The 26,618-nt window shown below is 71.2% G+C and carries 30 protein-coding genes; 23 read left to right on the top strand and 7 right to left on the bottom strand.

The annotated features are described in order from the left end of the window. Positions 1-137: 137 nt before the first annotated feature. From dnaJ to FZN60_RS09490, 5 genes are all read left to right on the top strand, one after another. A complete protein-coding gene (gene dnaJ, locus FZN60_RS09510) occupies positions 138-1,286 on the top strand; it encodes a molecular chaperone DnaJ (protein ID WP_158873303.1) in 1,149 nt (382 codons plus the stop codon). 139 nt (positions 1,287-1,425) lie between these two features. Next, on the top strand, positions 1,426-2,076 hold the full coding sequence (locus FZN60_RS09505; RefSeq protein ID WP_158873234.1) for a class I SAM-dependent methyltransferase: 651 nt from the start codon (positions 1,426-1,428) through the stop codon (positions 2,074-2,076). Positions 2,077-2,128: 52 nt separating this feature from the next. After that, the gene (locus tag FZN60_RS09500) at positions 2,129-2,746 is read left to right on the top strand and encodes a class I SAM-dependent methyltransferase (protein WP_158873233.1); all 618 of its coding nucleotides are present in this window, start codon (positions 2,129-2,131) and stop codon (positions 2,744-2,746) included. Further along, entirely contained in the window at positions 2,743-3,327 is a 585-nt protein-coding gene (locus tag FZN60_RS09495) for an NADPH-dependent FMN reductase (RefSeq protein ID WP_158873232.1), read from the top strand. The genes FZN60_RS09500 and FZN60_RS09495 overlap by 4 nt, the downstream gene beginning before the upstream one ends. A 69-nt stretch (positions 3,328-3,396) precedes the next feature. Further along, positions 3,397-3,996 (top strand): HdeD family acid-resistance protein, encoded by a 600-nt coding sequence (locus FZN60_RS09490; RefSeq protein ID WP_158873231.1) that lies wholly within the window; start codon positions 3,397-3,399, stop codon positions 3,994-3,996. A gap of 13 nt (positions 3,997-4,009) precedes the next feature. Here the strand turns inward: FZN60_RS09490 and FZN60_RS09485 are convergent, their stop codons facing one another. Continuing rightward, positions 4,010-4,765 carry an SDR family NAD(P)-dependent oxidoreductase gene (locus tag FZN60_RS09485; RefSeq protein WP_158873230.1) on the bottom strand — a complete coding sequence of 252 codons (756 nt, stop codon included), beginning with the start codon at positions 4,763-4,765 and terminating at the stop codon, positions 4,010-4,012. 109 nt (positions 4,766-4,874) lie between these two features. Here FZN60_RS09485 and FZN60_RS09480 point away from each other — a divergent pair, with 109 nt between their 5' ends. The 5 genes from FZN60_RS09480 (at position 4,875) to hrpB (ending at position 11,621) form a co-directional block, all read left to right on the top strand. Further along, positions 4,875-6,089 (top strand): ABC transporter substrate-binding protein, encoded by a 1,215-nt coding sequence (locus FZN60_RS09480; RefSeq protein ID WP_158873229.1) that lies wholly within the window; start codon positions 4,875-4,877, stop codon positions 6,087-6,089. A gap of 6 nt (positions 6,090-6,095) precedes the next feature. Beyond that, on the top strand, positions 6,096-6,740 hold the full coding sequence (locus FZN60_RS09475; protein WP_158873228.1) for a DUF1345 domain-containing protein: 645 nt from the start codon (positions 6,096-6,098) through the stop codon (positions 6,738-6,740). A gap of 77 nt (positions 6,741-6,817) precedes the next feature. Beyond that, entirely contained in the window at positions 6,818-8,488 is a 1,671-nt protein-coding gene (locus FZN60_RS09470) for an ABC transporter permease (protein ID WP_158873227.1), read from the top strand. Next, positions 8,488-9,156, top strand: coding sequence for an ATP-binding cassette domain-containing protein (locus FZN60_RS09465; protein WP_199266525.1), 669 nt, complete (start codon positions 8,488-8,490; stop codon positions 9,154-9,156). The genes FZN60_RS09470 and FZN60_RS09465 overlap by 1 nt, the downstream gene beginning before the upstream one ends. Then, the gene (gene hrpB / locus FZN60_RS09460; RefSeq protein WP_158873226.1) at positions 9,153-11,621 is read left to right on the top strand and encodes an ATP-dependent helicase HrpB; all 2,469 of its coding nucleotides are present in this window, start codon (positions 9,153-9,155) and stop codon (positions 11,619-11,621) included. Before FZN60_RS09465 ends, hrpB begins: the two co-directional genes overlap by 4 nt. A 34-nt stretch (positions 11,622-11,655) precedes the next feature. On the opposite strand, the gene FZN60_RS09455 is transcribed toward hrpB, so the two are convergent. Continuing rightward, a complete protein-coding gene (locus FZN60_RS09455) occupies positions 11,656-11,934 on the bottom strand; it encodes a hypothetical protein (RefSeq protein WP_158873225.1) in 279 nt (92 codons plus the stop codon). Positions 11,935-12,116: 182 nt separating this feature from the next. On the opposite strand from FZN60_RS09455, the gene FZN60_RS09450 reads away from it, so the two are divergent. The 3 genes from FZN60_RS09450 (at position 12,117) to FZN60_RS09440 (ending at position 15,298) form a co-directional block, all read left to right on the top strand. Continuing rightward, on the top strand, positions 12,117-13,190 hold the full coding sequence (locus FZN60_RS09450; protein ID WP_158873224.1) for a LacI family DNA-binding transcriptional regulator: 1,074 nt from the start codon (positions 12,117-12,119) through the stop codon (positions 13,188-13,190). A gap of 104 nt (positions 13,191-13,294) precedes the next feature. Further along, positions 13,295-14,647, top strand: a complete 1,353-nt coding sequence (locus FZN60_RS09445) for an ActS/PrrB/RegB family redox-sensitive histidine kinase (protein WP_158873223.1) — start codon at positions 13,295-13,297, stop codon at positions 14,645-14,647. Between the two features lie 81 nt (positions 14,648-14,728). Then, complete coding sequence (locus FZN60_RS09440; RefSeq protein WP_246726685.1) at positions 14,729-15,298, top strand: ActR/PrrA/RegA family redox response regulator transcription factor; 570 nt, start codon at positions 14,729-14,731, stop codon at positions 15,296-15,298. Positions 15,299-15,302: 4 nt separating this feature from the next. Here FZN60_RS09440 and FZN60_RS09435 read toward each other — a convergent pair whose 3' ends face one another. Next, on the bottom strand, positions 15,303-15,815 hold the full coding sequence (locus tag FZN60_RS09435) for an MmcB family DNA repair protein (RefSeq protein ID WP_158873221.1): 513 nt from the start codon (positions 15,813-15,815) through the stop codon (positions 15,303-15,305). Between the two features lie 71 nt (positions 15,816-15,886). Beyond that, positions 15,887-16,285: a MerR family transcriptional regulator gene (locus FZN60_RS09430; RefSeq protein WP_158873220.1), complete on the bottom strand. Its 399-nt coding sequence runs from the start codon at positions 16,283-16,285 to the stop codon at positions 15,887-15,889. Positions 16,286-16,523: 238 nt separating this feature from the next. Here FZN60_RS09430 and FZN60_RS09425 point away from each other — a divergent pair, with 238 nt between their 5' ends. Then, positions 16,524-17,264 carry a L,D-transpeptidase gene (locus FZN60_RS09425; protein WP_158873219.1) on the top strand — a complete coding sequence of 247 codons (741 nt, stop codon included), beginning with the start codon at positions 16,524-16,526 and terminating at the stop codon, positions 17,262-17,264. A gap of 254 nt (positions 17,265-17,518) precedes the next feature. Here the strand turns inward: FZN60_RS09425 and FZN60_RS09420 are convergent, their stop codons facing one another. Next, positions 17,519-17,770, bottom strand: coding sequence for a hypothetical protein (locus tag FZN60_RS09420; RefSeq protein WP_158873218.1), 252 nt, complete (start codon positions 17,768-17,770; stop codon positions 17,519-17,521). A gap of 367 nt (positions 17,771-18,137) precedes the next feature. Beyond that, a complete protein-coding gene (locus FZN60_RS09415) occupies positions 18,138-18,581 on the bottom strand; it encodes a YqaA family protein (protein WP_158873217.1) in 444 nt (147 codons plus the stop codon). A gap of 184 nt (positions 18,582-18,765) precedes the next feature. Here FZN60_RS09415 and FZN60_RS09410 point away from each other — a divergent pair, with 184 nt between their 5' ends. The 9 genes from FZN60_RS09410 (at position 18,766) to FZN60_RS09370 (ending at position 26,023) form a co-directional block, all read left to right on the top strand. Next, positions 18,766-19,188, top strand: a complete 423-nt coding sequence (locus tag FZN60_RS09410; RefSeq protein WP_158873301.1) for a DUF2852 domain-containing protein — start codon at positions 18,766-18,768, stop codon at positions 19,186-19,188. A 122-nt stretch (positions 19,189-19,310) separates the two neighbouring features. Further along, entirely contained in the window at positions 19,311-20,123 is an 813-nt protein-coding gene (locus tag FZN60_RS09405; protein WP_158873216.1) for a M48 family metallopeptidase, read from the top strand. A gap of 79 nt (positions 20,124-20,202) precedes the next feature. After that, entirely contained in the window at positions 20,203-20,883 is a 681-nt protein-coding gene (locus tag FZN60_RS09400) for a phosphoribosylanthranilate isomerase (protein ID WP_158873215.1), read from the top strand. Further along, positions 20,880-22,100, top strand: a complete 1,221-nt coding sequence (gene trpB / locus FZN60_RS09395; protein WP_158873214.1) for a tryptophan synthase subunit beta — start codon at positions 20,880-20,882, stop codon at positions 22,098-22,100. The genes FZN60_RS09400 and trpB overlap by 4 nt, the downstream gene beginning before the upstream one ends. Before the next feature lie 18 nt (positions 22,101-22,118). Next, positions 22,119-22,400, top strand: coding sequence for a type II toxin-antitoxin system RelE/ParE family toxin (locus FZN60_RS09390; RefSeq protein WP_158873213.1), 282 nt, complete (start codon positions 22,119-22,121; stop codon positions 22,398-22,400). Positions 22,401-22,415: 15 nt separating this feature from the next. Continuing rightward, complete coding sequence (locus FZN60_RS09385) at positions 22,416-22,715, top strand: HigA family addiction module antitoxin (protein ID WP_158873212.1); 300 nt, start codon at positions 22,416-22,418, stop codon at positions 22,713-22,715. Positions 22,716-22,815: 100 nt separating this feature from the next. Continuing rightward, a complete protein-coding gene (gene trpA, locus FZN60_RS09380) occupies positions 22,816-23,640 on the top strand; it encodes a tryptophan synthase subunit alpha (RefSeq protein ID WP_158873211.1) in 825 nt (274 codons plus the stop codon). A 66-nt stretch (positions 23,641-23,706) separates the two neighbouring features. Next, positions 23,707-24,648, top strand: coding sequence for an acetyl-CoA carboxylase, carboxyltransferase subunit beta (gene accD / locus FZN60_RS09375; RefSeq protein WP_158873210.1), 942 nt, complete (start codon positions 23,707-23,709; stop codon positions 24,646-24,648). 25 nt (positions 24,649-24,673) lie between these two features. Next, a complete protein-coding gene (locus FZN60_RS09370) occupies positions 24,674-26,023 on the top strand; it encodes a bifunctional folylpolyglutamate synthase/dihydrofolate synthase (RefSeq protein WP_158873209.1) in 1,350 nt (449 codons plus the stop codon). A 268-nt stretch (positions 26,024-26,291) separates the two neighbouring features. Here the strand turns inward: FZN60_RS09370 and trxA are convergent, their stop codons facing one another. After that, on the bottom strand, positions 26,292-26,609 hold the full coding sequence (gene trxA / locus FZN60_RS09365; RefSeq protein WP_158873208.1) for a thioredoxin: 318 nt from the start codon (positions 26,607-26,609) through the stop codon (positions 26,292-26,294). Positions 26,610-26,618 lie beyond the last annotated feature (9 nt).

Below are 26,618 nucleotides of genomic sequence, written 5' to 3'. Positions count from 1 at the left end.
TTGCCAGGATCGCCGCTCTATGGTAACCGCCGTGCACCGTTCCTACATGCCGGACGGCTCGCCGCGACGGCGCCCTTGACCGGCGCCGCGCTTCTTTTTGCGAGCTGTTGTTTCGCTTGAGCGCTGGAAAGTTCTGGATGAAGGCCGATTACTACGAGATGCTCGGCGTCTCCCGCGAGGTCGACGAGAAGGGCTTGAAGAGCGCCTTCCGCAAGCTCGCCATGCAATATCATCCCGACCGCAATCCGGGTAACGCCGAAGCCGAGCACAAGTTCAAGGAGCTCGGCGAGGCCTACGAGGTCCTCAAGGACCCGCAGAAGCGCGCCGCCTACGACCGCTTCGGCCACGCCGCCTTCCAGAACGGCGGCGGCCCCGGCGCCGGCGGCTTCCGCGGCGACTTCGCCTCCTCCATGGCCGACATCTTCGACGACATCTTCGGCGAGATGATGGGCGGCGGCGGGGGGCGGCGCGGGCGCGCCGGCGGATCGGGCCGCGAGCGCGGCTCGGACCTTCGCTACAACATGGAGATCAGCCTCGAAGAGGCCTTCGCCGGCAAGACCGCCGAGATCTCCGTTCCCACCACCATCCAGTGCGACGTTTGCTCGGGGACCGGCGCCAAGCCCGGCACTGCGCCCAAGGCCTGTCCGACCTGCGGCGGCGTCGGGCGCGTTCGCGCCGCGCAAGGCTTCTTCTCCATCGAGCGCACCTGCCCGACCTGCGCGGGACGCGGCGAGATGATCGCCGACCCGTGCAAGAAGTGCGCGGGCGAAGGGCGCCTGCCCGAGGAGCGCGCGCTCTCCGTCAACATTCCGGCCGGCATCGAGGACGGCACGCGCATCCGCCTCGCGGGCGAGGGGGAGGCGGGTCTTCGCGGCGGGCCGGCGGGCGACCTCTACATCTTCCTGTCGGTGAAGCCGCACGAGTTCTTCCAGCGCGACGGGTCGGACCTGTTCTGCAAGGTGCCGATCTCCATGACCAAGGCCGCGCTCGGCGGCCACATCGACGTTTCGACCCTCGACGGCAACACGACGCGGGTGCGCATCCCCGAAGGCACGCAGACCGGCAAGCAGTTCCGCGTCAAGGCCAAGGGCATGCCGGTCCTGCGCTCGCCCCAGACCGGCGACCTCTTCATCCAGGTCACGATCGAGACGCCGCAGAACCTGTCGCGGCGCCAGCGCGAGCTCCTGGAGGAGTTCGACCAGATCTCCTCGACCGAGAACTCCCCGCAGTCCAACGGCTTCTTCGCCCGCATGAAGGAGTTCTTCGAGGGCCTCGGCGAGACGTGATGCCTCCTCGTCATCGATCCGACTTGCGGATCGGCTAGGAGCGCTTAAGTCGCTTCGAACGGGTCGTCGGCAACTTTAGGGTCGCGCGACACGATCGAGGCGGCTATGTCGCTGCCACGAGGTGGGAGGAGACGATTCGATGCGGCAATCGGTGGCGCGCCAGCAACCCGCCCGCAGGCGGCGCGAGGCCCTGGTCGAGGCCCGCGAGCGCGTCTTCGACGAGGCTCGCTTCTTCGGCCGCTGGCTGCGCTCGCCCCTGACGATGGGCGCCGTCACCCCCTCCTCGCGCCTTCTCGGCCGCACCATGGCGGGTTTCGTGCCCGACCCCGCGACCTTCGACGACCAATCCTGCGTGGTCGAGCTCGGCCCCGGCACCGGCGTCGTCACGCAGTGCCTGATCGAGCGCGGCGTGCCGGAGAGCCGGCTGGTCTGCGTCGAATACTCCCCCGACTTCTGCCGCCTCCTGTCCGAGCGCTTTCCCGCCGCCCGCATCGTCGAGGGCGATGCCTACGCCCATGGCGAGGCGCTCGACGCCCTCGTCGGCGGCCGGCGCATCGAGGCCGTGGTGTCCAGCCTGCCGCTCTTCACCCGGCCCGACACCCAGCGCGAGGCGCTGATCGGCGCGGCGCTCGACGCGGTTCCCGCGGGCCGCCCCTTTGTCCAGTTCTCCTACGCGCTGACGCTGCCGGTGAAGCCGGCGCGCTTGGCGGCCGAGGTCCGGCTGAGCCCCTGGATCAAGCTCAACCTGCCGCCGGCCCGCGTCATCGTCTACGAGCGTCCCGGCGCCTGACGCGGGGTCCCGTCCTTTCATGCCTTCGAAGCCGTCACGGAGCGGAACATCCATGGCCGAGCCGCAGAACCGATCGGGCGCCGACACCAAGGGAGCCGCGGACTGGCTGCGCTTCCTGGCCACCTGGGCGCGCGATCCGAAGAAGATGGGCGCCGTCGCCTCGTCGAGCCGCGCCTACTGCGCCATGATGGTGCGCCACGCCAGCATCGGCGTCGACGGCCCGATCCTGGAGCTCGGCCCCGGCCTCGGCGTCGTGACGCGGGCGCTGCTGGAGGCCGGCGTCGACCCCGCGCGGATCACCTCGATCGAGTACGATCCGACCTTCGCCGAAACGCTGAAGACCCGCTTTCCCCGCGTCAACGTCGTCTGGGGCGACGGCTTCGACCTCGACGCCACGCTCAAGGACGGCGGGGAGACGCGCTTCGCCGCGATCCTCTTCGCGATCCCCATCCTCCAGATGAAGCAGGCCGAGCGGCAGGCGCTGTTCTCGTCCTATGTCCGGCGCCTGCGGCCGGGCGGCAACATCACCCAGCTCTCCTACGCGCCGACAGCGCCGGTGAAGGCGGTGCCGGGGCTCTTCGAGCCTTCGTCCTCGCCGCTCGTCTGGGCCAACATTCCGCCGGCGCGCGTCTGGATCTACACGCCGACCGGCCCGGCGGCCGGCCATTGACGCGCATCCTCGTCCTCGCCGGTTCGAACCGCACCGGCTCGCTCAACCGGCGCCTGGCGGACGAGGCGGTCGGGCTTCTCGCCGCGAGCCAAGCGGTGGAGGTCGTCCGGCTCGACCTCGCCGACTACCCCCTGCCGATCTATGACGGCGACGTGGAGGCCGCCTCCGGCCTGCCGGACGCGGCGCTCAAGCTCGCGGGTCAATTGACGGCGAGCGACGCGGCGCTTCTCGTCAGCCCCGAATACAACGCGTCCGTTCCGCCCCTCCTGAAGAACGCCCTCGACTGGGCGAGCCGGGTGCGCCGCCTCGACAACCGTCCGGTGCTGCCCTTCCGCGGCCTCGTGGTGGGCCTCGCCTCCGCCTCGCCCGGCCGCTTCGGCGGCGCGCGGAGCCTGTCGCACCTGCGCGACATCCTCGTCTCGCTCGGCTCCGAAGTGATCGCGCGCCAATGCTCGATCGTCCAGGCGGGCGAGGCCTTCGATGCCGAAGGCCGGCTGTCCCGCCCGAACGACCGCGACGCCCTGGAGAAGCTCGTCGAATCGCTCGTCGACATCGCCATCGCGCTTCGGCGCGCCGGCTGATCATTCAGCCCGGAACGGGCTCGACCGCTGGTTGTTTTTCTCGATCCCCAACGAGAAGGACCACGGGTCATGACGCTGGAACAGGGTACTTCGAACCCCGGCCGAGTGCCGGGTGCAAGCGGGCCGGCCGCGTCGGCGACGCTGCAGCGGGAACTGCGGGACCATTGGAAGGGCTATGTCTTCCACGGCATCCTGATGATCGTCGCCGGCGCCCTCGCCATCCTCGCGCCCTTCGCCGCGACGCTCGCCTCCACGCTGTTCTTCGGCTGGCTCCTGGTCTTCGTCGGCATCGCCGGCATCGTCGCGGCCTTCGCCTCGCGCCAGTCGCCCGGCTTCCTGTCGCGGCTGGCGCTCTCGGTTCTCGCCCTGATTCTCGGCGGCGTCATCCTCTACAACCCGGCCGCCGGCGCGGTGACGCTGACCTGGGCGATGGCGGCCTACTTCATGCTGTCCGGCTTCCTCAACTTCTCGTTCTCCGGCGCGGCGCCGGGCGGGCGGAACTGGTGGCTGGTGATCTCCGGGATCATCGACGTCGCGCTCGCCGTGTTCCTGATCCTCGGCCTGCCGGGCACGGCGGTCTGGGCGCTCGGCCTGTTTATCGGCATCTCGTTCCTGTCGTCGGGGATCGCGCTGCTCTTCGCCGCGATCTCGGCCCGCCGCGCGGGGTGAGCCGCGCGGTCGCTCAGACGTGCTGGCCGCCGTTGATGTGCAGCTCGGCGCCGGTCACGTAGGAGGACTGCTTCGAGCACAGGAAGTAGATGACGTCCGCGACCTCGGCCGTCTGGCCGAGGCGACGCAGCGGGATGTCGTCGATCATCTTCTCGGTGCCGGGCGACAGGATCGCCGTCTCGATCTCGCCCGGCGCGATGGCGTTGACGCGGATGCCGTGCGGGCCGAAATCGGCCGCCATCTCGCGCGTCAGCGAGTTCAGCGCCGCCTTGGACGTCGCGTAGGCGGTGCCCGCGAAGGGATGCACGCGGCTCCCGACGATGGACGTCACGTTGACGATCGAGCCCTGCGCGTTGGCGAGCTCGCGGTGGAGGCCGCGCGCCAGCATGATCGGCGCGAAGAAGTTCACCTGGAAGACGTCGCGCCAGACATGCATGGGCGTCGCGATCGAGTCGAGCCGCGCGCCCTTGTCGTCCTTGGGCGAGATGCCGGCATTGTTGACGAGCGCGTCGAGGCGCGAGCCGTTCGCTTCCAGCCGCCGGCGGATCTCCGAGACGGCGAAGCCGACGTCCTCGGGATCCGACAGGTCGACGCGGATGTGGTCCTCGGGGCCCGCCGGCCAGGGGCAGTTCTCGGCAAAATCCTGGCGCGAGCAGGTGATGACCCGCCAGCCCTCGCGCGAGAAGCGCTTCACCGTCGCGTGGCCGATGCCGCGCGAGGCGCCCGTCAGAACCAGGGTCCTGCGCTCGTCCTTGGCCCCGTCCGCCATCGTTCCGCTCCGACTGATGCCTGCGCCCGCAGCGCGAGGGCGCGCCGCTGTTTTCCCGCAGCGGCCGCGCCATAATCCTTGACCCGTCTCCTTAAGGCTCCCCGCGCTCATGCGAAAGACGCTTCTCGCCCTCGCCCTCCTTCTCGGCGGTTCAGTCGCGCCCCTGCCGGTTGCCGCGCAGGCGACGGCCGACTGGCAGGCGGTCCTCGACGCCGCGCGGGGCGACACCGTCGCCTTCAACGCCTGGGGCGGCTCGCCCAACATCAACACCTATCTGGAATGGGCGAACGAGCGGCTGCAGGCCGAGTACGGCGTGACGCTGACCCACGTGAAGCTCGAGGATACCGCGACGGCCGTGTCCCGCATCCTCGCCGAGAAGAGCGCGGGCCGGGCGGAGGGCGGCGCGGTCGATCTCGTCTGGATCAACGGCGAGAACTTCGCCGCGATGAAGGAGGCAGGGCTTCTGGGAAGCCCCTTCGCCGCTGACCTGCCGAACGCCGCCCTTCTCGACACGGCCAATCCGAGCCTCTCTGCCGACTTCACCGTGCCGACCGACGGGCTGGAGAGCCCCTGGGGCGGGGCCAAGCTCGTCTTCTTCGCCGACACCGCGCGCACCGGTCCCGCCGCCGCCATGCCGCGTTCGGCCGGCGCCCTCCTCGAATGGGCGAAAGCGAACCCCGGCCTCGTATCCTACCCCGCGCCGCCCGACTTCACCGGCACGACCTTTCTCAAGCAGGTGCTGATCGAGCTGACGCCCGATCCCGCCGTTCTGTCGCGGCCGGTCCAGGAGGCCGACTTCGCCGCCGCCACGGCTCCCCTCTGGGCCTTTCTCGACGCGCTGAAGTCCGTGTCCTGGCGGCAGGGGCGCGACTATCCCGAGAACTACGCCGCGATGAAGCAGCTCCTCGCGGACGGGGAGCTCGGGATCATCTTCGCCTTCAACCCCGCCGAGGCGTCGAGCGCCATCGCCAGCGGCGAGCTGCCGGACACGGTGCGCTCCTTCACCTTCGAGGCGGGCACGCTCGGCAACACCCACTTCGTCGCGATCCCCTTCAACGCCGCCAACCGCGAGGCGGCGATGGTGGTCGCGAACTTCCTCCTTTCGCCAGAAGCGCAGGCCCGCAAGGAAGACCCGCGCATCTGGGGCGACCCGACCGTTCTCGACATGGCGAAGCTTTCCGAGGCCGACCGCGCCGCCTTCCAGGCCATCGACCGCGGCGTGGCGACCCTGGCGCCGGACGCGCTCGGGCCCGTCCTGCCCGAGCCGCACCCGTCCTGGGTCGGCCGGCTCGAAGCGGAGTGGCAGGCGCGCTACGGGAGCTGAGGCGGCTTGGATCCGCGCCACCTCTTCCGCAGCCACGCGCGCCTGGCTCTCGGCGCCCTCGTGATGCTCGTCGTCGCGCTCGCTTTGCCGCAGGCGCTGCGCTGGTCGGCGCGGGCGCTGATCGCCTGGGACACGGGCGTTCTCGTTTATCTCGCCGCCACCGGCCGGGCGATGCTGCGGGCGGAGATCGGCGACATCCGGCGCATCGCGCGGGCGCAGGACGAGGGGCGCTTTGCCATTCTCGGCGTGACGACGCTGGCCATCGCCTTCTCCTTCGCCGCCATCGTCGCCGAGCTGCATGTCGGCGGCGGAGAGAAGGCGCCGGACGGCTGGAGCCTCGCGCTTGCCGCGGCGACCATCGTCCTGTCCTGGATCACCACGCAGGTCGTCATGGCGACGCATTATGCCGGGGAGTATTACGGCACCGACGGTCCGGAAGGAGGGCTCGACTTTCCCGGCGGCGACGCGGAGCCGGACTATCTCGACTTCCTCTATTTCGCCTTCACCATGGGCGCCGCCTGCCAGACTTCGGATGTGTCCGTCACCTCCCGCGGCATGCGCGGCCTCGTTCTCGCCCACACCGCGCTCGCCTTCCTGTTCAACACGCTGGTCCTGGCGCTGGCGGTGAACGTCGGGGCGAGCCTGATCTGAGGGATCGGTACTGACCATCCGCTGCATCCAGGACAGCCTGCCGCAGGCGTTGCGGGACCTGCCGCGGTGAGGTCGGCGTGACGTTTCGCCTGCGCCTCGTGCCTGTCCTCGTCGCGGCGCTCGTCGCGCTGCCCGTCACGGCGGGGTTTCTCGGCACGCTCCTGCCGGCCTTCGGCTACCTGCCGGCGCTCGGCGCGGATGCCCTCTCGCTCCAGCCCTTCCACGAGCTCTTCGCGACGCCGGGGATCGGTCGCTCCGGTCTTCTCTCGGTCTGGACGGGGCTCGCCGCGACGGCGCTGTCCGTCCTCCTCGCCATGCTGGCCCTGGCGGCTTTCGTGGGAACGCGGGCGCTGACCCGCGTCGAGCGGATGCTGGCGCCGCTCCTCGCCGTGCCGCACGCGGCCGCCGCCTTCGGCGTGGCGCTCCTGATCCCACCCTCCGGCCTCCTGTTCCGCCTCGCCGCCGTCCCGCTGGGGCTGGGCCGGCCGCCGGACCTCCTGATCGTCGGCGATCCTCTCGGCCTGTCGCTGATCCTCGGCCTCGTCGCCAAGGAGATGCCGTTCATCCTCCTCGTCGCGCTCGCCAGCCTGCCGCGGGCCGAGCCGGCGCGGCGGACCGCGGTCGCCCGCTCGCTCGGACAGGGACGCGCGGCGGCCTTCCTGTTCGCGGTCTGGCCGACGCTCTATCGCGAGATCCGCCTGCCGGTTCTCGCCGTCGCCGCCTTCGGCTCCTCGGTGGTCGACGTGTCGCTGATCCTCGGCCCCTCGACGCCGCCGACGCTCGCCGTCCAGCTCCTGCGCTGGATGGGCGATCCCGACCTCGGCCTTCGCCTGAAGGCTTCGGCCGGCGCGCTGCTGCAGGGCGGGGCGACGCTTGCCGCGATCCTTCTCTGGCTCGGCGTCGAGCGCTGCGCGGCGGCTTGGCTGCGCCGCCGCCTCGCGCGCGGCGGGCGGCTGCCATTCGAGGCGGCGATGCGCGGCCTCGGGCTCGGCGCCGCGCTCCTGCCGGTCATCGTGGTCGGGCTCGGCCTTGTCGGCCTCGCTCTCTGGTCGGTCGCCGGCTTCTGGAGCTTCCCGGACCTTCTGCCGCCGAGCCTTTCGGGCCGCACCTGGAGCGCCGCGCTGCGCTCGGCCGCCGGCCCGCTCGGCACGACGCTCGCGCTCGGCCTCCTGTCGGCGGGCGCGGCGGTGCTTCTCGCGATCCTCCTTCTGGCCGCCGCCTCGCCCCTGCCGCGGCGACTCGCGGCGCTCCTCGCCCTGCCGCTCCTCGTGCCGCAGCCGGCCTTCGTGTTCGGCCTGTCGACGGGGCTCCTCGCGCTCGGCGGCCGGCCGAGCCTTCTTGTTCTGTCGGCCCTCCACCTCGTCTTCGTGTTGCCTTACGTCCTTCTCGCGCTCGCCGAGCCCTGGGCCCGGCTCGATCCGCGCTTCGAGCGCGTCGCGGCGAGCCTCGGCCGCGGGCGCTTCGCCCGCCTCCTGCGGGTGCGCCTGCCGCTGCTGCTCAAGCCTCTGCTTTCGGCCTTCGCCATCGGCTTCGCCGTGTCCGCCGGGCTCTATCTCCCGACCATCGTCCTCGGCGCCGGGCTCTACCCGACGATCACCACCGAGGCCGTCGCGCTCGCCTCCGGCGGCGACCGGCGGATCATCGGCGCCTATGCGCTCCTCCAGGCGGCGCTGCCCTGCCTCGCCTTCGCGCTGGTGCCGGCCATCCACGGCTTGTGCTTCCCCGGCCGGCGCGGCATGAGGACCTGATGCCGCCCGCCGCCCCGATGTTTCCGAGCCTTCGCCTCGACCGCGTCTCCATCGCGCTCGGGGGACGGCGCCTCCTCGACGTCGACGCGCTCGTGCCGCCCGGCGCGGTGCTGACGGTGATGGGCCCTTCCGGCTCGGGCAAGTCGACGCTGCTGGCGCTGATCGCCGGCTTCCTGGACCCCGCTTTTTCGGCGAGCGGCGCGGCGCGCCTCGGCGACGAGGATCTTCTCGCGTCTCCACCCGAGCGGCGCGGCGCCGGCCTGATCTTCCAGGACCCGCTGCTCTTCCCCCACATGAGCGTCGGGCAGAACCTCCTGTTCGCGCTGCCGCCCACTGTCAGCGGCCGGGCCGCCCGCCGCGCCGCCGCCGACGCCATGCTGGCCCGCGTCGACCTTGCCGGCTTCTTCGACCGCGATCCCGCGACTCTGTCCGGCGGCCAGGGCCAGCGCGCCGCGCTGGCCCGCACGCTTCTCGCCGAGCCCCGGCTGCTTCTCCTCGACGAGCCGTTCAACGGGCTGGACCAGGCGCTGCGCGGCACGGTGCGCGCGCTCGTCGTCTCGCTCGTGGCCGAGCGGCGCATCCCGGCGATCCTCGTCACCCACGATCCGGCCGACGCCGAGGCCGCGGGCGGCCGCGTCCTTTCGATCGGTGCCGAGGCGGCGCGATGACCGCGGCTCTGCCCGAGCTGCCAGTCTCGGCCGTCCTGCCGGACGTGTCGCGCGCCCTGGAGGAGGCGCGCCGCGCCGTTCTCGTCGCCCCGCCCGGCGCCGGCAAGACGACGCTTGTGCCCCTCCATCTCCTGTCGGCGGGCTGGCTGGGGCAGGGGCGCATCCTTCTCGTCGAGCCGCGACGGCTCGCGGCGCGCGCCAGCGCCCGGCGCATGGCCTCGATCCTCGGCGAGGAGGTCGGCGACACCGTCGGCTGGCGCATGCGCCTCGACACCCGCGTTTCGAAGGTGACGCGGATCGAGGTCGTCACCGAAGGCGTCTTCTCGCGCATGATCCTCGGCGATCCGGAGCTGACGGGCATCGCGGCCGTCCTCTTCGACGAGTTCCACGAGCGCTCGCTCGACGCCGATTGGGGCCTCGCGCTGGCGCTCGACGCGGCGGGCGTGTTTCGCGAGGATCTGCGCATCCTCGTGATGTCCGCGACGCTCGACGGCGCGCGCGTCGCCGCGCTTCTCGGCAACGCGCCGGTGATCGAGAGCGCCGGCCGCGCCTTTCCCATCGCGATCCGCTACCGCGACCGGCCGGGCACCGAGCCGCTGGAGGACGCCGTGGCGGGGGCGATCCGCGAGGCGCTGCGCGAAGAGCCCGGATCGATCCTCGCCTTCCTGCCGGGCCAGCGCGAGATCGAGCGAACCGCCGAGCGCCTGGAGCGCAGCCTGCCGCCCGACGTGATCCTCGCCCCGCTCTTCGGCGCGATGGAAGGGGCGGCGCAGGACGTCGCGGTGAAGCCCGCCCCGGCGGGGCGGCGCAAGGTGGTGCTCGCGACCTCCATTGCCGAGACCTCGCTCACCATCGACGGCGTCACCGTGGTGGTCGACGGCGGCTATCGCCGCAAGCCCGTCTTCGAGCCGGCGACCGGTCTGTCGCGGCTGGAAACGGCGCGCGTGTCGCGCGCGGCGGCCGACCAGCGGGCGGGACGCGCCGGCCGCACCGCGCCGGGCACCGCCATCCGCCTGTGGCGCGAGGAGCAGACGGCGGCCCTGGACGCCTTCGACCAGCCGGAGATCCTGTCGACGGACCTGTCCGGCCTGCTTCTCGACGCCGCCGCCTGGGGCCTCGCCGATCCCGCGAGCCTCGCCTTCCTCGACCCGCCGCCGAAGCCCGCGCTGAAGGAAGCGCGGGCGCTCCTCCAGTCCCTCGGCGCCCTCGACCCCGACGATCGCCTGACCCCGCTCGGCGAGGCGATGCGCGCCCTGCCGCTGCCGCCGCGCCTCGCCCGCATGGTGGCCGGCGCGCCGGTTCCCGCGCGCGAAACGGCGGCGGAACTCGCCGTGCTCCTTACCGAGCCGGGCCTCGGTGGCACCGATCCGGACCTCGCCGAGCGCCTGCGCCGCTACCGCGCCGAACGGAGCGGCCGCGCCCAGGGCGCGCGCGGGCTCGCCCGGCGCATCGCCGGTCTCGTGCCGCGCGACCTCGCCCCCGTTGCCGCGATCGAGCCGGAGGAGATCGGAGCGATCCTCGCCCTCGGCTATGCCGACCGGCTGGCGGTCGGGCGCGGCAGCGGCCGCTTCACGCTGGCGAGCGGGCGCGGCGGCGTCATCGACGAGGCCTCGCCGCTCGCCCGCGCGCGCTTTCTCTGCGTCGCCGACCTGACGGGTCAGGCGAAGGGCGGGCGCATCCGCGCCGCGGCGAGCGTGGACGAGGCGTCGCTGCCGCGCGTCGCGGCCGGTCGTCTGATCGAGGAGGACGAGATCGCCTTCGACGCCGGTGCGCGCGAGGTGCGCGCCCGGCGCGTGCGCCGGATCGGCAAGGCGGTGATCGCGGAAACGCCGCTCGCCAGCCCGAAAGGGGAGGGCGTGGCCGCCGCGCTCGGCGACGGCATCCGGCGCCTCGGCTTTGCCGCCCTGCCGCTGTCGAAGGAGAACGGGCGCCTCTTGCGCCGCCTGCGCTTTCTCGCTGCCGCCTACGGCTCGCCGCCCTGGCCGGACCTGTCCGACAAGGCTCTCCTCGACGGGCTGGAGGACTGGCTCCTGCCCTATGCGCCCGGCGCCTCGCGCTTGTCCGACCTGTCGCCGGACGTGATCGAGGCGGGGCTGCGCGCCCTGGCGCCCACGGAGGCCGCGCGCCAGCTCGACGCGCTGGCACCGACGCATTTCGAGGCGCCGACCGGCAACCGTCATCCGATCCGCTTCGAGGAGGAAGGGCCGGTGCTGGCGATCCGCGTCCAGGAGCTCTTCGGCTTGACGCGGCATCCGGCGATCGCGGGCGGGCGCCTGCCGCTGATCCTGGAACTCCTGTCGCCCGCCCAGCGGCCGATCCAGGTGACGCGCGATCTGCCGGGCTTCTGGGCCGGCTCGTGGCGCGACGTGCGCGCCGACCTTCGCGGCCGCTACCCCAAGCATCCCTGGCCGGAGGACCCGGCCTCCGCCCCGCCCACCGCCCGCGCCAAGCCGCGCGGAACCTGAGGGAACCGCAGAGCGATGCGCGCCGCGCCGACCCTCATGCTTTGCGCCGCGGCTTCGACATCTCGGGGCGCAGGAGCGGGCTCAGATGGGCGGGGCCGACCGCGTCGGTCGTCCCGTCCAGAGCCGCGTAGATCGTTTCGGGATCGAGGCCCATGTCTTCGAGAAGGCGCGGATCGCGGCGCGCCAGGGCGACGAGCGCGCGCCGCTCGCGGCGGCGGTCGCGGAACCGCGTCCACAGGGCGATGAGCGCGGCGGCGGGATCGAAGGTCTGCCCGGCATGGTCGAGGCCGGCGCGATATGCGAGCGTGGTCATGGCTGAGCCCTTCCTGGCAGCGGGGAGGTGGCGCTTGGATCGACGAGTGGACCGGTTCAATCGACAGCTCCACCGCTTGTGAACCGGTTCAATGATAATCGGTCCGCCCGCCTGGTCAATGGAAAATTTGGACCGGTTCAAGAAAAAACTCGGCTGCGGGCCACGATGATCGAAAGGGCGACGTGAGCAGGAACGACACCGACAGACCCCCAACCCTCGGCGACCTCGCCAAGGCGGCAGGCGTTTCCAAGGGCACGGCGTCCAACGTCTTCAACCGGCCGGACATCGTGCGGGCGGAGGTGCGCGAGCGCGTGCTGGAGGTCGCCCGCTCGATCAACTATGCCGGGCCGGATCCGAAGGGGCGCCTTCTCGGCACGGGCCGGGTCAACGCCATCGGCGTCGCGACCACCGAGCCGCTCGCCTATTTCTTCGACGATCCCTTCGCCCGCATCCTGATGAAGGGGATCGCCGAGGCCTGCGATGCGGAAGGGCTCGGCGTCTCCCTGATCTCGGCCTCGGACGAGGCGGACCTCGCCTGGAACATGCACAGCGCCCTCGTCGACGGCTTCGTGCTCTTCTGCCTGACCGGCGCGCAGAAGCTGATCGCGCAGTCGCGCGAGCGCCGCCTGCCCTTCGTGGCGCTCGACTTCGGCGATGCCGGCGACACGCTGTCGGCGATCAGCATCGACAACATCGCCGCCTCGCGCCGCCTCGCCCGCCACCTTCTCGATCTCGGCCACCGCCGCTTCGCCGTGCTCGCCATGGACTTCGACAACGAGGGCGTCGGGCGGGCGACGATGGCGCAGGTGGAGGCGGCGATCTACACGACCTCGCGCGACCGCGTGATCGGCACCTTCCGGGAGCTCGAAGCGGCCGGGATCGACACGGCCGGCGTCCCGATATTCGAGACGACGGGCGAGGACGCGACCGTGGGCGCCGCGCTGGAGGAGATCTTCGCCACAGGGCCGGCGCCGACCGCGCTCATCGCGCAGTCGGACCGCATCGCGCTCCTTGCGCTGGACTGGCTGACGGCCAGGGGCATCGCCGTTCCCGGCGACGTGTCGCTCGTCGGCTTCGACGGGGTGCCGGAAGGCGAGGCCTCGGACCCGCCGCTCACGACGATGCGCCAGCCGATCGCCGAGCTCGGGCGCCGCGCCGTGCGCGCGATCGTCGAGCGCCCGACCGAGATCTGGCGCGAAACCCTGGACACCGAACTCGTGGTTCGCGGCTCCACCGCTCCGCCTCCGCCGTCGTGAAAAAACGGCCGCTTTGCCGCGGGGCGTCCTGCCGCGCTGCCAGAACGGCCGGGCGGCCCTATGTCATGGGGACGTTTTTCCCGACGACATGCTGACCCGCGCCGATGGACCAGGCTTCCAACCAGACCTACACGTTCGGACTGCCGGCCTTCGCGACCTCGACGCGCGAGAGCCAGAGGCTGCGCCTCGCCACGCTCGTGCGGCTGCGCTGGCTGTCGGTCGCCGGCCAGCTCGCGGCCTGCGTCTTCGTCGCCTGGGGCCTGTGGTGGCCCTATCCGGTCTGGCTCTGCCTCGGCCTCATCGCGCTTTCGGCCGCGCTCAACGTCTGGCTCGGCGTCACCTACCCCAAGAGCCGGCGCCTCTCGCCCGCCGCCTCGGCCGCAGTTCTCGCCTTCGACATCCTTCAGCCGGCCGGGCTCCTGTTCCTGACGGGGGGCGTCGAGAACCCCTTCGCCGTCTTCCTGGTCGTGCCCGTGGTGATCGCCTCGGCGACGCAGCCGCCGCTCTCGGCCGCGGTCCTGGCGCTCCTCGCCGTGGTCGCGACGACGTTTCTCGCCTTCGTCCACCTGCCCGTGCCCTGGAGCGAGCACGAGACCATGGTGCTGCCGATCCCTTATGTCGGCGGCCTCTGGTTCGCGGTGGCCACCACCATCGTCTTCGCCGCGATCTACGTCTACCGCGTCGCGGCCGAGTCGCGGACGCTCGCGGACGCGCTCGGCGCGACCGAGCTGGTGCTCCAGCGCGAGCAGCACCTGTCGGCCCTCGACGGTCTGGCGGCCGCGGCGGCGCACGAGCTCGGCACGCCGCTCGCCACGATCGATCTGGTGGCCAAGGAGATGCGCCGCTCGCTGCCGGCCGACAGCCCGCATGCCGACGACGTCGAGCTCCTCGTCGCCCAGTCCGAGCGCTGCCGCTCGATCCTGCGGCGCCTCGCCAGCCTGTCGTCGTCGTCGGAGGAGCATCTCGGCCAGATGAGCCTGATGCAGCTCCTCGAGGAGGTGGCGAGCCCCCATCGCGACTTCGGCGTTTCGGTGGTGGTGGAGGTCGCCGAGCGCGACGGGCCGGAGCCGACGCTGCGCCGCAATGCCGGCGTCCTCTACGGGCTCGGCAACATCGTCGAGAACGCCGTCGACTTCGCCGGGGGCGAGGTGCGGGTGCGCGCCGGCTGGACCACCACCACCGTGTCCGTCACCGTTCTCGACGACGGTCCGGGCTTCGTGCCCGAGGTGCTGCAGCGCATCGGCGATCCCTACATGTCCGAGCGCGACGCGCCGCACCGCAAGGCCGGCGGCGGCCTCGGCCTCGGCCTGTTCATCGCCAAGACGCTTCTGGAGCGCTCCGGCGCCCAGATCGACATCCGCAATCGCGGCCCCCGCGAGCCGACCACGGGCGCCGTGGTGCGCCTCGTCTGGACGCGCGAAGCCTTCGCATCCCGGCGTCCCAGCATTCACGAATAGCGGAGCAGACCCCCCTCCCGCCGTTGCCGAAGCCCCGCTCGATCGCCATCTAAGCCGAAGCAAAGGGAGCCGAACATGCTGATGGAAGACATTGCCGCCGCGCCGGCGAAGGCGCGGCTTCCCGAGGGCGACCGCTCGCTGCTGCTCGTCGACGACGACCGGCCCTTTCTCCAAAGGATGAGCCGGGCGCTGGAAAGCCGCGGCTTCGCCGTCGCCACCGCCGAGAGCGTCGCCGAGGGGCTGGCCGCGATGCGCACCTCGGCGCCCGCCTACGCCGTGGTCGATCTGCGGCTCGGCGACGGCAATGGGCTGGAGATCGTCGAGCGCCTGCAGCGCGCCCGCGAGGACGCCCGCGTCGTGGTGCTCACCGGCTACGGCAACATCGCGACGGCCGTTTCGGCGGTGAAGCTCGGCGCCATCGACTATCTCGCCAAGCCCGCCGACGCCGACGAGGTGATCGCCGCGCTCCTGCGCGATCCCGGCGACCGTGCCGAGCCGCCGGAGAACCCGATGTCGGCTGACCGGGTCCGCTGGGAACACATCCAGCGCGTCTACGAGATGTGCGACCGCAACGTGTCGGAAACGGCGCGGCGCCTGTCGATGCACCGCCGCACGCTCCAGCGCATCCTTGCCAAGCGCGCGCCGCGCTGAGGACTCACACGTCCTCGTCGAAGATCAGGTCCGAACCCGTCAGGAACGGGTTCGCGGCCCATTCCGCGCGGGTCAGCCGGTCGGCGGACAAGCGCGCGAAGCGCAGCGTCAGCGCCTTGCGGGTGGCCGGCGGAAGCTTGTGCTCGGGCGCCTCGCGCAGGACCTCCGCGCCGTAGCCGTCCGACAGGATCAGCCCGCACTCCTCGGGAAAGATCTCCACCGGCACGCCGGGATGGGTGGCGAAGAAGAGCCGGTCGCAATGCAGCCGGTAGTCCGGCCACTTGCGGTCGGCGCGGAAGTCCTCGATCGAGGACTTGATCTCGACGATGGCGATGTCGCCCTTCTCGCCGAGGCACACGAGATCGGCCCGCCGGCCCGAGGCGAGCGGCATCTCCGGCAGCACCGACACGCGCAGGCTCGCCATCAGCCGCTGCACGCCGCGGCGCACCAGCATGGCGCGCTCGGACTGGCGCCCGTCGACGAGCGGCTCGGATTTCACGAGGGAAACGATGGGCATGGACCGAGTCTAGCCCGCCCGGCCCGGCCCGAACAAGCGGGACGCGGCGCCGCAGCGCCGGCGGCCCGTCCTCAGGCCGGGACGCGCTCGCCGGCGATCTCGTCGAGGATCGGGCAGTCCGGCGCCGAGGCGCTTTCGCGCAGCTCCGCCAATTCGCCCAGCGCCCGGCGCAGCGACATCAGCTCCTCGATCTTGCGGTCGATCTCGGCGATGCGATGCCGCGCGAGCTGGCGCACGTCGGAGGTGCGCTGCTTCTCGTCGCCGTAGAGCGACAGGAGGCGACGCACCTCGTCGATCGAGAAACCGAGCGAGCGCGAGCGCTGCAGGAAGCGCAGGACGTGGACGTCCCGCTCGGCATAGTCGCGATACCCGTTGCGCGCGCGCTGCGGCTGGACGAGCCCGACTTCCTCGTAGTAGCGGATCGTCTTCGGAGGCAGCCCGGACCGTCGTGACGCTTCTCCGATGTTCATCGAATTCCTCGTCGACCGTAGGCGTCCCCCAACGAAAAGGAGATGTCGCGTTGCAGCGCTGCGTCAACTGTGACGCGACCGCAACAAGGTTTCCTTAACCATGTTGGGTTGGAATGACACGCGTTGTCACGTTGCGACACGCGGCCTAACGATGGATCTGCCAATGGTGAGGTCCTCGGTTGCGCTCGATTCGCGCGTATCCCGGTCGATCCTCCCATCGCCTCGAACCACGGCGCCCATGACGATGAACAGATTCCTGCTGACGCGCGGCCTGGCCGTTACTCTTCTCGCCGTGGCCCTGGGGGGCTGCGCGACCTCGCCGCGCGTCGCGTCGGGTCCCAACGCCGGCGCGAGCGTGGTCGCCTACACCGCGCCCGACCTGCCGCTGGACGACGGCGCCTTCGGCGCCGTGCCGGTGGAGGCCTATGCCGCCAAGGTCGACGACGGCTTCGCGCTGCCGCGCATTCCGGCCGAGAAGATCGATCCGAAGTACCTGCGCCAGCGCGTCCTCTACCAGGACGGCCTGACCTACGAGCCGGGCACCGTCGTCGTCGACACGGCGACGCGCTTCCTTTACGTGGTCGAGGCCGGCGGCACGGCGATGCGCTACGGCATCGGCGTCGGCAAGAGCGGCTTCTCCTGGGCCGGCGAGGCGCGCATCCAGGACAAGCAGCACTGGCCGAAGTGGTTTCCGCCGGCCGAGATGATCGCCCGTCGTCCGGACCTCAAGCCTTACGCCGAGGGCATGCAGCCGGGCCTGTCGAACCCGCTCGGCGCCCGCGCGCTGTATCTCTACCAGAACAACAAGGACACGCTGTACCGCCTGCACGGCACGCCGGAATGGTGGTCGATCGGCACGGCCGCGTCCTCGGGCTGCATCCGCCTGATGAACCAGGATATCATCGACCTCTACGAGCGCGTGCCGATGAACGCCCGCGTCGTCGTCAAGCAGGGCAGCGAGCGCGTCGCCTCGCGCTGAGCGGGGCGGAGCCGAGCGATCGAAGCCGGTCCCGCGGGAACGCGCGGGGCCGCAGAGTTAAGGCGGGGGACAATCCGCCGCGGCCGGGCACTTCGGGGGAGGTGCCCGGCCATTTTCTTGATCGACGGGCCGCACGCGGCAAGCGCGGCCTGGACGCATCGAAACGAAGAAGGGCTCCCGGCGCTTGGCATCGGGAGCCCTTCTTCGTTTGCGAATCTTCAATTGGCCTGCGGCGCGTTGCGCCAGCTCGGGTCTCAGAAGGCGACGGGTGACTTCTCGTTGTCCTGCGCTTCGAAAGCGGCGGTGCTCCCGGCCGCCCGGGCCGCGAGGTAGAGCTCGTCGACGGTCTTGGGGCCGCGGTCCAGGCGCTTGCGCGAACGCGCGGCACTGGTCTCGATGGCTGCCGACGCGGAAACGCTTTCCGCGATGTCCGGATGATTGAAGCGCGGGGCCTCGATCGGCAGGGCGCGAACACCGGAGAAGGTCTGCTGAATCCAGTCGAGCATCGGTCTCTCCTCCCTGTCCGAGCGCCGCAAAGCGGAGCCGCGATCTATGTGTCGTCTTCATTGAATGCGCGGCGCAACGGGGCGTTCCGCGCCTTCATTGAATCTTCACCTTCAGCACGCAGCAGCGCCGTGAACGGCGCGCTACGAGGCCTCCGAAAGGGATCATAAAGCCTGTTCGCAACAAGCGCGTGACGCAGCGCCGCGCGGAACGCGCGGATCCACTTCGGCGGTCTCGCCTCAAGGCAAGGGGAGCGAAGTCGAGGCGAGGCTTGGGCTGGACTTTTAATCCCGACCGACGGCGACAACGGGGTCCTCCGCGCCGACAATCCAGACTTGTCCACCCATTCCTCGCCCGGTTCTGACGCGTTCAGTCGGGCAGGAGGCCGAGCGTTCCCGCGGCGACGAGGGCGTAGCGCGCCGCCTTTCCCGCGGCCACCAGCGGGACGAAGACGCGGAGCGGAACGCGCAGGAGCCCGGCCGCGACCACCAGGGCGTCGCCGATGACCGGCAGCCAGGCGAGAAGCAGCACCGCCCGCCCGTAGCGGTTGAACAGCCGGCTGGCCCGCGCGAGAGCCGCGGGGTTCGCGGGAAACCAGCGCCGGTCCTCGAACCGCGCGAGATAGCGCCCGAGCCACCAGCTCGCCACCGAGCCCAGCGTGTTGCCGAGCGTGGCGAGCGCGACGAGGAGCCAGGGGTCGCCCGCGCCCGTCGCGACGAGGGCGGCCAGCATCGCCTCGGACGCGCCCGGCAGCAGCGTCGCGGACAGGAAGGCGTTGGCGAAGAGGCCGAAGGCGAGGAGCGGGTCGGACATGCCCTGCTTGGCTAGCGGCACGCGGGCGCGCGCGAAAGGGCGGCGCTGCACGCATCCGATTTTTTGCGCTTTCCCGATTGAACAAGGTTTTTTGCCCACCCATCTCCAATTCGTAGACGAAGATGCCCTCGCGGGTTTCGCGCAGCAACGCGCCGCGAGACTTAAAGAGAGGATCGACACGCCGATGACATCCCGTGCCCTGATACGACCTGCCTGGACGCCTGCGACCATTGCTCTGATGGTGATCGGCTTCATGGTCTATTGGCCGCTTGGTCTGGCCATGATCGCCTATATTCTTTGGGGCGACCGCCTCGAAGCTTTCCGCCGTGACGTGAACCTTGCGACCGACCGCGTCGCCGGCTCGTTCCGCAAGGGTCAGGGCGGCTTCGGTTTCGGTGCGCCGCGCACCGGCAACGTCGCGTTCGACGACTGGCGTGACCGCGAGCTCGCCCGCCTCGACGCCGAGCGCCGCCGCCTCCAGGAGGCGAGCGCCGAGTTCGAGGCCTATGCCCGCGAGCTGCGCCGCGCCAAGGACCAGGAGGAGTTCGACCGCTTCATGGCCGAGCGCCGCAACCGTCCGAGCGACGTCTCGCCCGTCGTCGGCTGAACGGCCGCACGCCCCGGGACCTGACATGACGAGCGCCGCGGCCGGGTTATCCCCGGCCGCGGCGTCGTTCGTTCGCGGCCCGCTCTTTCCTCGGGCAAGCTCCCGAGGGAATAGTGCGGGCGATGAGCCTCGATCCCTTGAAGCGCCTTCTCGGCCTGCGCCCGACGCCTGACCCGCCCGGGCGCGGTGCCCGGCCCCGCGCCCGGCGCCCGGCGCCCGTGCCGGACTTCCCGCCCACCGTCGAGCTGCCGGGCCTGGGCGCCGTGCCGCTCGCGGTGTCGCGAAACCCCCGCGCCCGCCGGATGATCCTGCGCCTCGCCAAGGACGGCGCCGGCATCCGCGTCACCGCGCCGCCTTCCGCCTCGCCGCGCATGGTGACGGCCTTCGTGGTGCGGCACGAGGCCTGGATCGCCGAGCGGATGACGCGCGCCGCGCCCGCCCTCGCCATCCGTCCCGGCGTCGTCATCCCCTTTCGCGGGACGCCGCTGCGCCTGGAGCATACCCCCGGCCTTCGCGGCCACCGCTTCGAGGCAGGGGAGGGGAGCGCCGCCCTCCTCGTCGGTGGCGAGCCCGAGCACTTCGCCCGGCGCGTGCGCGACGTCCTGAAGCGCGAAGCGCGAGCCGACCTCGAAGCCGCCGTCGCCCGCCACGCGCCGGGGACGGGAATGAAGCCCGCGGCGATGAGCCTCAAGGACACGGTCAGCCGCTGGGGCTCCTGCACCGTCGACCGGCGCCTCGCCTTTTCCTGGCGCATCGTCATGGCGCCGCCGGAGGTGCTCGACTACCTCGCCGCCCACGAGGTCGCCCATTTCCGCCACATGGACCACGGCGCCGACTTCTGGGCGCTGTGCCGCCGGCTCTGCCCGGAAACGCCGGCCGCGCGCGACTGGCTGAAGACCCGCGGCCACGAGCTGCACGCCATCCGCTTCGAGTAGCGCGCCGCCTTTACAGGGCCGGGCGAGGGGCGGATAAGGGGCGGATTATCAACCCCTTCGCCTGCGGGACGCGCTTTCCTTGACCCTCGACGTGAAGATCTGCGGCCTGTCGACGGCCGAGACGCTGGAGGCCGCGATCGCCGCCGGCGCCAGCCATGTCGGCTTCGTCCACTTCGCGCCGAGCCCGCGCCACGTCGAGCTGCCGGCGATGAAGGTGCTGCGCGAGCGCGCGGCCGATCGCGCGAGGGTGGTGGTGGTCCTCGTCGATCCCGACGACGGCCTCCTCGACCGCCTCGTCGCAGAGGTCCGCCCGGACTGGCTGCAGCTCCACGGCAAGGAAACGCCCGAGCGCGTCGCGGCGGTGAAGGCGCGAACCGGCCTGCCGGTGATGAAGGCGCTGTCGGTCTCCGCACCCGAGGACCTCTCCGCCCTCCAGGCCTATCGCGGCGTCGCCGACCGGCTGCTCCTCGATTCCAAGCGGCCGAAGGGCTCCGTCCTGCCCGGCGGCAACGGCGTGTCCTTCGACTGGCGCATCCTGTCCGAGCTCGATCCAGGACTCGACTACGTCCTGTCCGGCGGCCTCCACGTCGGCAACGTCGCCGAGGCCCTTCGCATCGCCCGGCCCCGCGGCCTCGACGCCTCGTCCGGCCTCGAATCCGCGCCGGGCGTCAAGGACCCGGCCCGCATCCGCAGCTTCTTCGACGCGCTCGCCCGCGCGCCCGTCGCCCACGCCGCGCCCGAGGAGGCGCTGTCCCCATGAACCAGCTCTCCGCTCCCAACTCCTTCCGCGCCGGACCCGACGAGGACGGCCGCTTCGGCATCTTCGGCGGGCGCTTCGTCGCCGAAACGCTGATGCCGCTGATCCTCGACCTCGAGGCCGAGTGGAAGGCGGCGCGGACCGACCCGGCCTTCAAGGCGGAGCTCGAGCACCTCAACACGCACTACACCGGCCGCCCGTCGCCGCTCTACTTCGCCGAGCGGCTGACGGCCGAGCTCGGCGGCGCCAAGGTCTACTTCAAGCGCGACGAGCTGAACCACACGGGCTCCCACAAGATCAACAACTGCCTCGGCCAGATCCTGCTGGCCCGGCGCATGGGCAAGACGCGGATCATCGCGGAGACGGGCGCCGGCCAGCACGGGGTGGCGACCGCAACCGTCTGCGCGCGCTTCGGCCTCCCATGCGTCGTCTACATGGGCGCGACCGACGTCGAGCGCCAAGCCCCGAACGTCTTCCGCATGAAGCTCCTCGGCGCCGAGGTGATCCCCGTCACCGCCGGCCACGGCACGCTCAAGGACGCGATGAACGAGGCGCTGCGCGACTGGGTGACCAACGTCGAGTCGACCTACTACCTCATCGGCACGGCCGCCGGCCCGCACCCCTATCCGGAGCTGGTGCGCGAGTTCCAGTCCGTGATCGGCAAGGAAACCAAGGAGCAGATCCTCAAGGCCGAAGGACGCCTGCCGGACCTCATCGTCGCGGCGGTGGGCGGCGGCTCCAACGCCATCGGCCTGTTCCACCCCTTCCTGGACGACCGCGAGGTCGGCATCGTCGGCGTGGAAGCCGGCGGCAAGGGCCTCGACGGCGAGGAGCACTGCGCTTCGCTGACCGCCGGCAGCCCGGGTGTCCTCCACGGCAACCGCACCTATCTCCTCCAGACACCCGACGGGCAGATCAAGGAAGGGCACTCGATCTCGGCCGGCCTCGACTATCCCGGCATCGGCCCCGAGCATTCCTGGCTGAAGGATGCCGGCCGCGTCGACTACGTGCCGATCACGGACAAGGAGGCGCTCGCCGCCTTCCAGCTCCTCACCCGCATCGAGGGCATCATCCCCGCGCTGGAGCCGGCCCATGCGCTCGCCGAGGTGATCAAGCGCGCGCCCACCATGCGCCCCGACCAGATCATCGTGATGAACCTGTGCGGGCGCGGCGACAAGGACGTCTTCACCGCCGCCAAGCACCTGGGCGTGGCGCTCTAAGGCAGGAGCGCGGCTCCCATGATCCGGTCGTTTCGCGGCCGGCACGTCGAAGCCGTCGCCCGTGGGGTTGCGCCCAAGGGCTTCCCGACCGATCTTCTGCGGTCGGCCCAGCGTCGTCTCGCGGCGATCGAAGCCGCGACCGGCCTCGACGACCTTCGCGTGCCGCCGGGAAACCGTTTGGAGAAGCTGTCGGGCGATCGCGCCGAGCAGCACTCCATCCGCATCAACGACCAGTGGCGGATCTGCTTCCGCTGGGTGGACGGCGCGGCGGAAGACGTCGAGATCGTGGACGATCATTGAGGGAGCTGCGCATCGATGGCCTTGATGATCTCACCGCCGCTCCACCCGGGCGAGTACCTGCGCGAGGAGCTCCTCGTGCCGTTGGACCTCCCGCCGGAACGCTTGGCCGAGGCCTTGCACGTGCCGGCCGCCGCCGTGCACCGCCTCCTGGACGAGGAATCCGTGGTGACGGCCGAGCTTGCCCTCCGCCTTTCGGCCTTCTTCGGAACCTCGGCCGAGTTCTGGTTGAACCTCCAGCAGGCCTTCGACCTCGCGGTGGCGGCCGAGCGCCTGTCGAGCGACCTTGCGACGATCGAGCGTTTCGCGCGCGCCTGACTTCGTCGCGTCCTTGCGCTTTCGCGTTCTTTCAAAGCGGTATATCGCGGGGAACGCGCATCTCGCGGTGCTGCCGACCAGCCGGACAACAGAGCCACCCATGACCACACGCCTCGACACCCGCTTCGCCGCCCTGAAGGCCGAGGGCCGCCCGGCGCTCGTGACCTTCGTCATGGCGGGCGATCCGGAGGAGGGGGCGACGGACCGGATCCTCGCGGGGCTGCCGCAGGCGGGCGCCGACGTGATCGAGCTCGGCATGCCCTTTTCCGATCCCATGGCCGACGGGCCGGCGATCCAGAAGGCGGGCCTGCGCGCGCTGACGGCCGGTCAGACGCTGAAGAAGACGCTCGCCGCCGTCGCGCGTTTCCGCCAGGGCGACGACGCGACGCCGATCGTCCTCATGGGCTACTTCAATCCGATCTTCGTCTTCGGCGTCGAGGCCTTCCTCGCCGAGGCCAAGGCCGCGGGCGTCGACGGCCTGATCGTCGTCGACCTGCCGCCGGAGATGGACGACGAGCTCTGCCTGCCGGCGCTCGATGCCGGCCTCAACTTCGTGCGCCTCGCGACGCCCACGACCGACGACAAGCGCCTGCCGGCCGTCCTCGCCAACACCTCGGGCTTCGTCTACTACGTCTCGATCACCGGCATCACCGGCTCGGCGGCGCCCGACGCCGCCCGCGTGTCGCAGGCCGTGTCGCGCATCAAGGGCCATACCGACCTGCCGGTCTGCGTCGGCTTCGGCGTGCGCACGGCCGCGCAGGCGGCCGAGATCGGCCGCGCGGCGGACGGCGTCGTCGTCGGCTCGGTTCTGGTCTCCGCCATCGAGGAGGCCGAGGCCGCCGGCCGCGATCCGGCCGAAGCCGTGCTGACCATCGTTCGCGACATCGCCGGCGGCGTGCGCCGGGCCCGTCTTGCGGCGGCCTGATTTCGCCCCCACCTTTCTCGTTTTCGCCGGTGCCGCACCGGCCGCCTTCCATCGGGATAGTCCGCCGTGAACTGGATCACCAACTACGTCCGCCCCAAGATCACCAGCCTCCTCACGCGTACGGAGGTGCCGGAGAACCTGTGGATCAAGTGCCCGGAAACGGGCGAGATGGTCTTCCACAAGGACCTCGAGGCCAACCAGTACGTGATCCCGTCCTCGGGCTTCCACATGCGCATCGGCGCCAAGGAGCGCTTCCGCACCTTCTTCGACGAGGGCGCGTTCGAGCTGCTCGACCAGCCGAAGACCGCCCTGGACCCGCTGCGCTTCCGCGACTCCAAGCGCTACACCGACCGCCTCAAGGAATCGCGCGGCAAGACCGAGACCGAGGACGCGGTGATCGCCGCGACCGGCGCGATCGAGGGCGTGCCGATCGTCGCCATCGCTCACGAGCCGAACTTCATGAGCGGCTCGCTCGGCATGGCGGCGGGCGAGATGATCGTGAAGGGCTTCGAGACGGCGCTGGAGCTGAAGCGCCCCGTCGTTCTCTTCGCGGCCTCGGGCGGCGCGCGCATGCAGGAGGGCATCCTGTCGCTCATGCAGATGCCGCGCGCCACCGTCGCGCTCGACATGCTGCGCGAGGCGGGCCTGCCCTACATCGTCGTCCTCACCAATCCGACGACGGGGGGCGTGTCGGCCTCCTACGCCATGCTGGGCGACGTCCACATCGCCGAGCCCGGCGCGCTGATCTGCTTCGCCGGCCCGCGCGTCATCGAGCAGACCATCCGCGAGAAGCTGCCCGAGGGCTTCCAGCGCGCCGAATACCTGATGGAGCACGGCATGGTGGACATGGTCGTCCACCGCCACGAGCTGAAGGGGAAGATCGCGACGCTCCTGCGCCTCCTGACCAAGGCGCCAGCCGCGGCCAACGCCAACGAGCCGGCCTTCGTTTCCGCGACCGAGCCGGAGGGCGCGCCGACCGACACCGCGCGGGCCGAGGAGGCGGCTTGATCGCGGCCACGGAGCCCTCGCCGTCATGACCGACCCGGCGCCCGGGAGCCGGGCGGACGCCGTCATCGCCCGGCTGATGGAACTGCATCCGAAGGGCTACGACCTGACGCTCGACCGCGTCCGGCGGCTCCTCGCCGACCTCGGGAACCCTCAGAACCGCTTGCCCCCGACGATCCACGTCGCCGGCACCAACGGCAAGGGCTCGGTCGTCGCCTTCTGCCGGGCGATCCTGGAGGCGGCGGGCCGCACCGTCCACGTCCACACCTCCCCGCACTTGGTGAACTGGCACGAGCGGTACCGTATCGGTGGGACGGGCGAGGACGGGCGCGGCGCGCTCGTGTCCGACGCGGTGCTGGCCGAAGCGGTGGAGCGGGCGGCGGCGGCCAATGGCGGCCAGCCGATCACCGTCTTCGAGATCCTGACCGCCGTCACCTTTCTCCTGTTCTCCGAGCATCCGGCCGACGTCGCGCTGGTCGAGGTGGGCCTCGGCGGACGCTTCGACGCGACCAACGTCATCGAGCGCCCGGCCATCACGGCGATCACCTCGATCTCGCTCGATCACCAGTCTTATCTCGGCGACCGCGTGGAGCTGATCGCGGCGGAGAAGGCGGGCATCGTCAAGCGCGGCGTGCCGCTCGTCGTCGGGCCCCAGGGCGAGGCGGCGGCGCTGGAGGTGTTCAAGACGACGGCGGCCCGCCAGCGCGCGCCGCTCTTCGTCTACGGCGAGGACGTCTTCGCCTTCGCCGAGAACGGCCGCCTCGTCTACCAGGACGAGGACGGGCTTCTTGACCTGCCGCTGCCTCGCCTGCCCGGGCGCCACCAGATCGGCAACGCCGCCACCGCCATCGCGACGCTGCGCCGCGGCGGCTTCGACCCGAGTCCGCAGGCGATCGAGGCCGGGCTCCTGTCGGCCGAGTGGCCGGGCCGGCTCCAGCGCCTGACGAGCGGCCCGCTGGTCGCGGCGGCCGCGCCGGGCTCGGAGATCTGGCTCGACGGCGGGCACAATCCGGGCGCGGGCGCGGTAATTGCCGAAGCGCTGGCCAGCATGGAGGACCGGGTGCAGCGCCCGCTCTTCCTGATCTCCGGCATGCTCTCCACCAAGGATCCCGTCGGCTTCTTCGAGGCCTTTTCCGGGATCGCACGGCGCGTCTTCACCGTTCCGATCGCCTCCTCGGATGCCGGGCTCGACCCGGACGAACTGGCGGACGCGGCGATCGACGCGGGACTCGAGGCCGAGCCCTGCTTCTCCGTCGAGGAGGCGATCCGCCTCGTGTCGACCGGCTGGAGCGTCGAGCCCGCGCCCCGCTTCCTGATCTGCGGCTCGCTCTACCTCGTCGGCGACGTCCTCAAGGCGAGCGGCTTGGCGCCGCGGTGACGCTTTCCCCTTCTCCCGCTGGCGGGAGAAGGTCCCGGCAGGGGGATGAGGGTGGTTCGTGAAGGTCGCGGCGCTTCGCCAGGTTTTTTGCCTGGCCGCTTCGCGGCCGACACCCTCACCCGGCCCTTCGGGCCACCCTCTCCCGCAAGCGGGCGAGGGGCGCAGCGCCCTTTCCGGTCGTGCCGCTGTTCCCGGCCCTACGAAAAAAGCGCCGGCAAGTGTCCCCGCCGGCGCTTCGAAACTCGTCTCCGCCGAGGCGGCTCGTGGCTCAGGCGGAGCCCTTGATCCAGTCGACGAGCTTCGACTTGGACTGCGCGCCGACCTGGATCGCCGCCTGCTTGCCGTCCTTGAACAGCATCAGGGTCGGGATCGAGCGAATGCCGTACTCGGCGGCGATGTCCGGGTTCTCGTCGATGTTGACCTTGGCGATGCGCACGCCGTCCATCTCCTCGGAGATTTCCTCGAGCGCGGGCGCGATCATCTTGCAGGGGCCGCACCACTCGGCCCAGAAGTCCACCACCACGGGCTTGTCGCTGTCGAGGACGTCGGACTTGAAGTTGTTGGTGTCGACCTTCGTCGTAGCCATCTCATGGCT

The sequence above is a fragment of the Antarcticirhabdus aurantiaca genome (assembly GCF_009765365.1).
Classification (GTDB): Bacteria; Pseudomonadota; Alphaproteobacteria; order Rhizobiales; family Rhizobiaceae; genus Antarcticirhabdus; species Antarcticirhabdus aurantiaca.
Note: the sequence above shows the minus strand (reverse complement) of the source record. Positions and strands in the feature narration are given on the sequence as shown.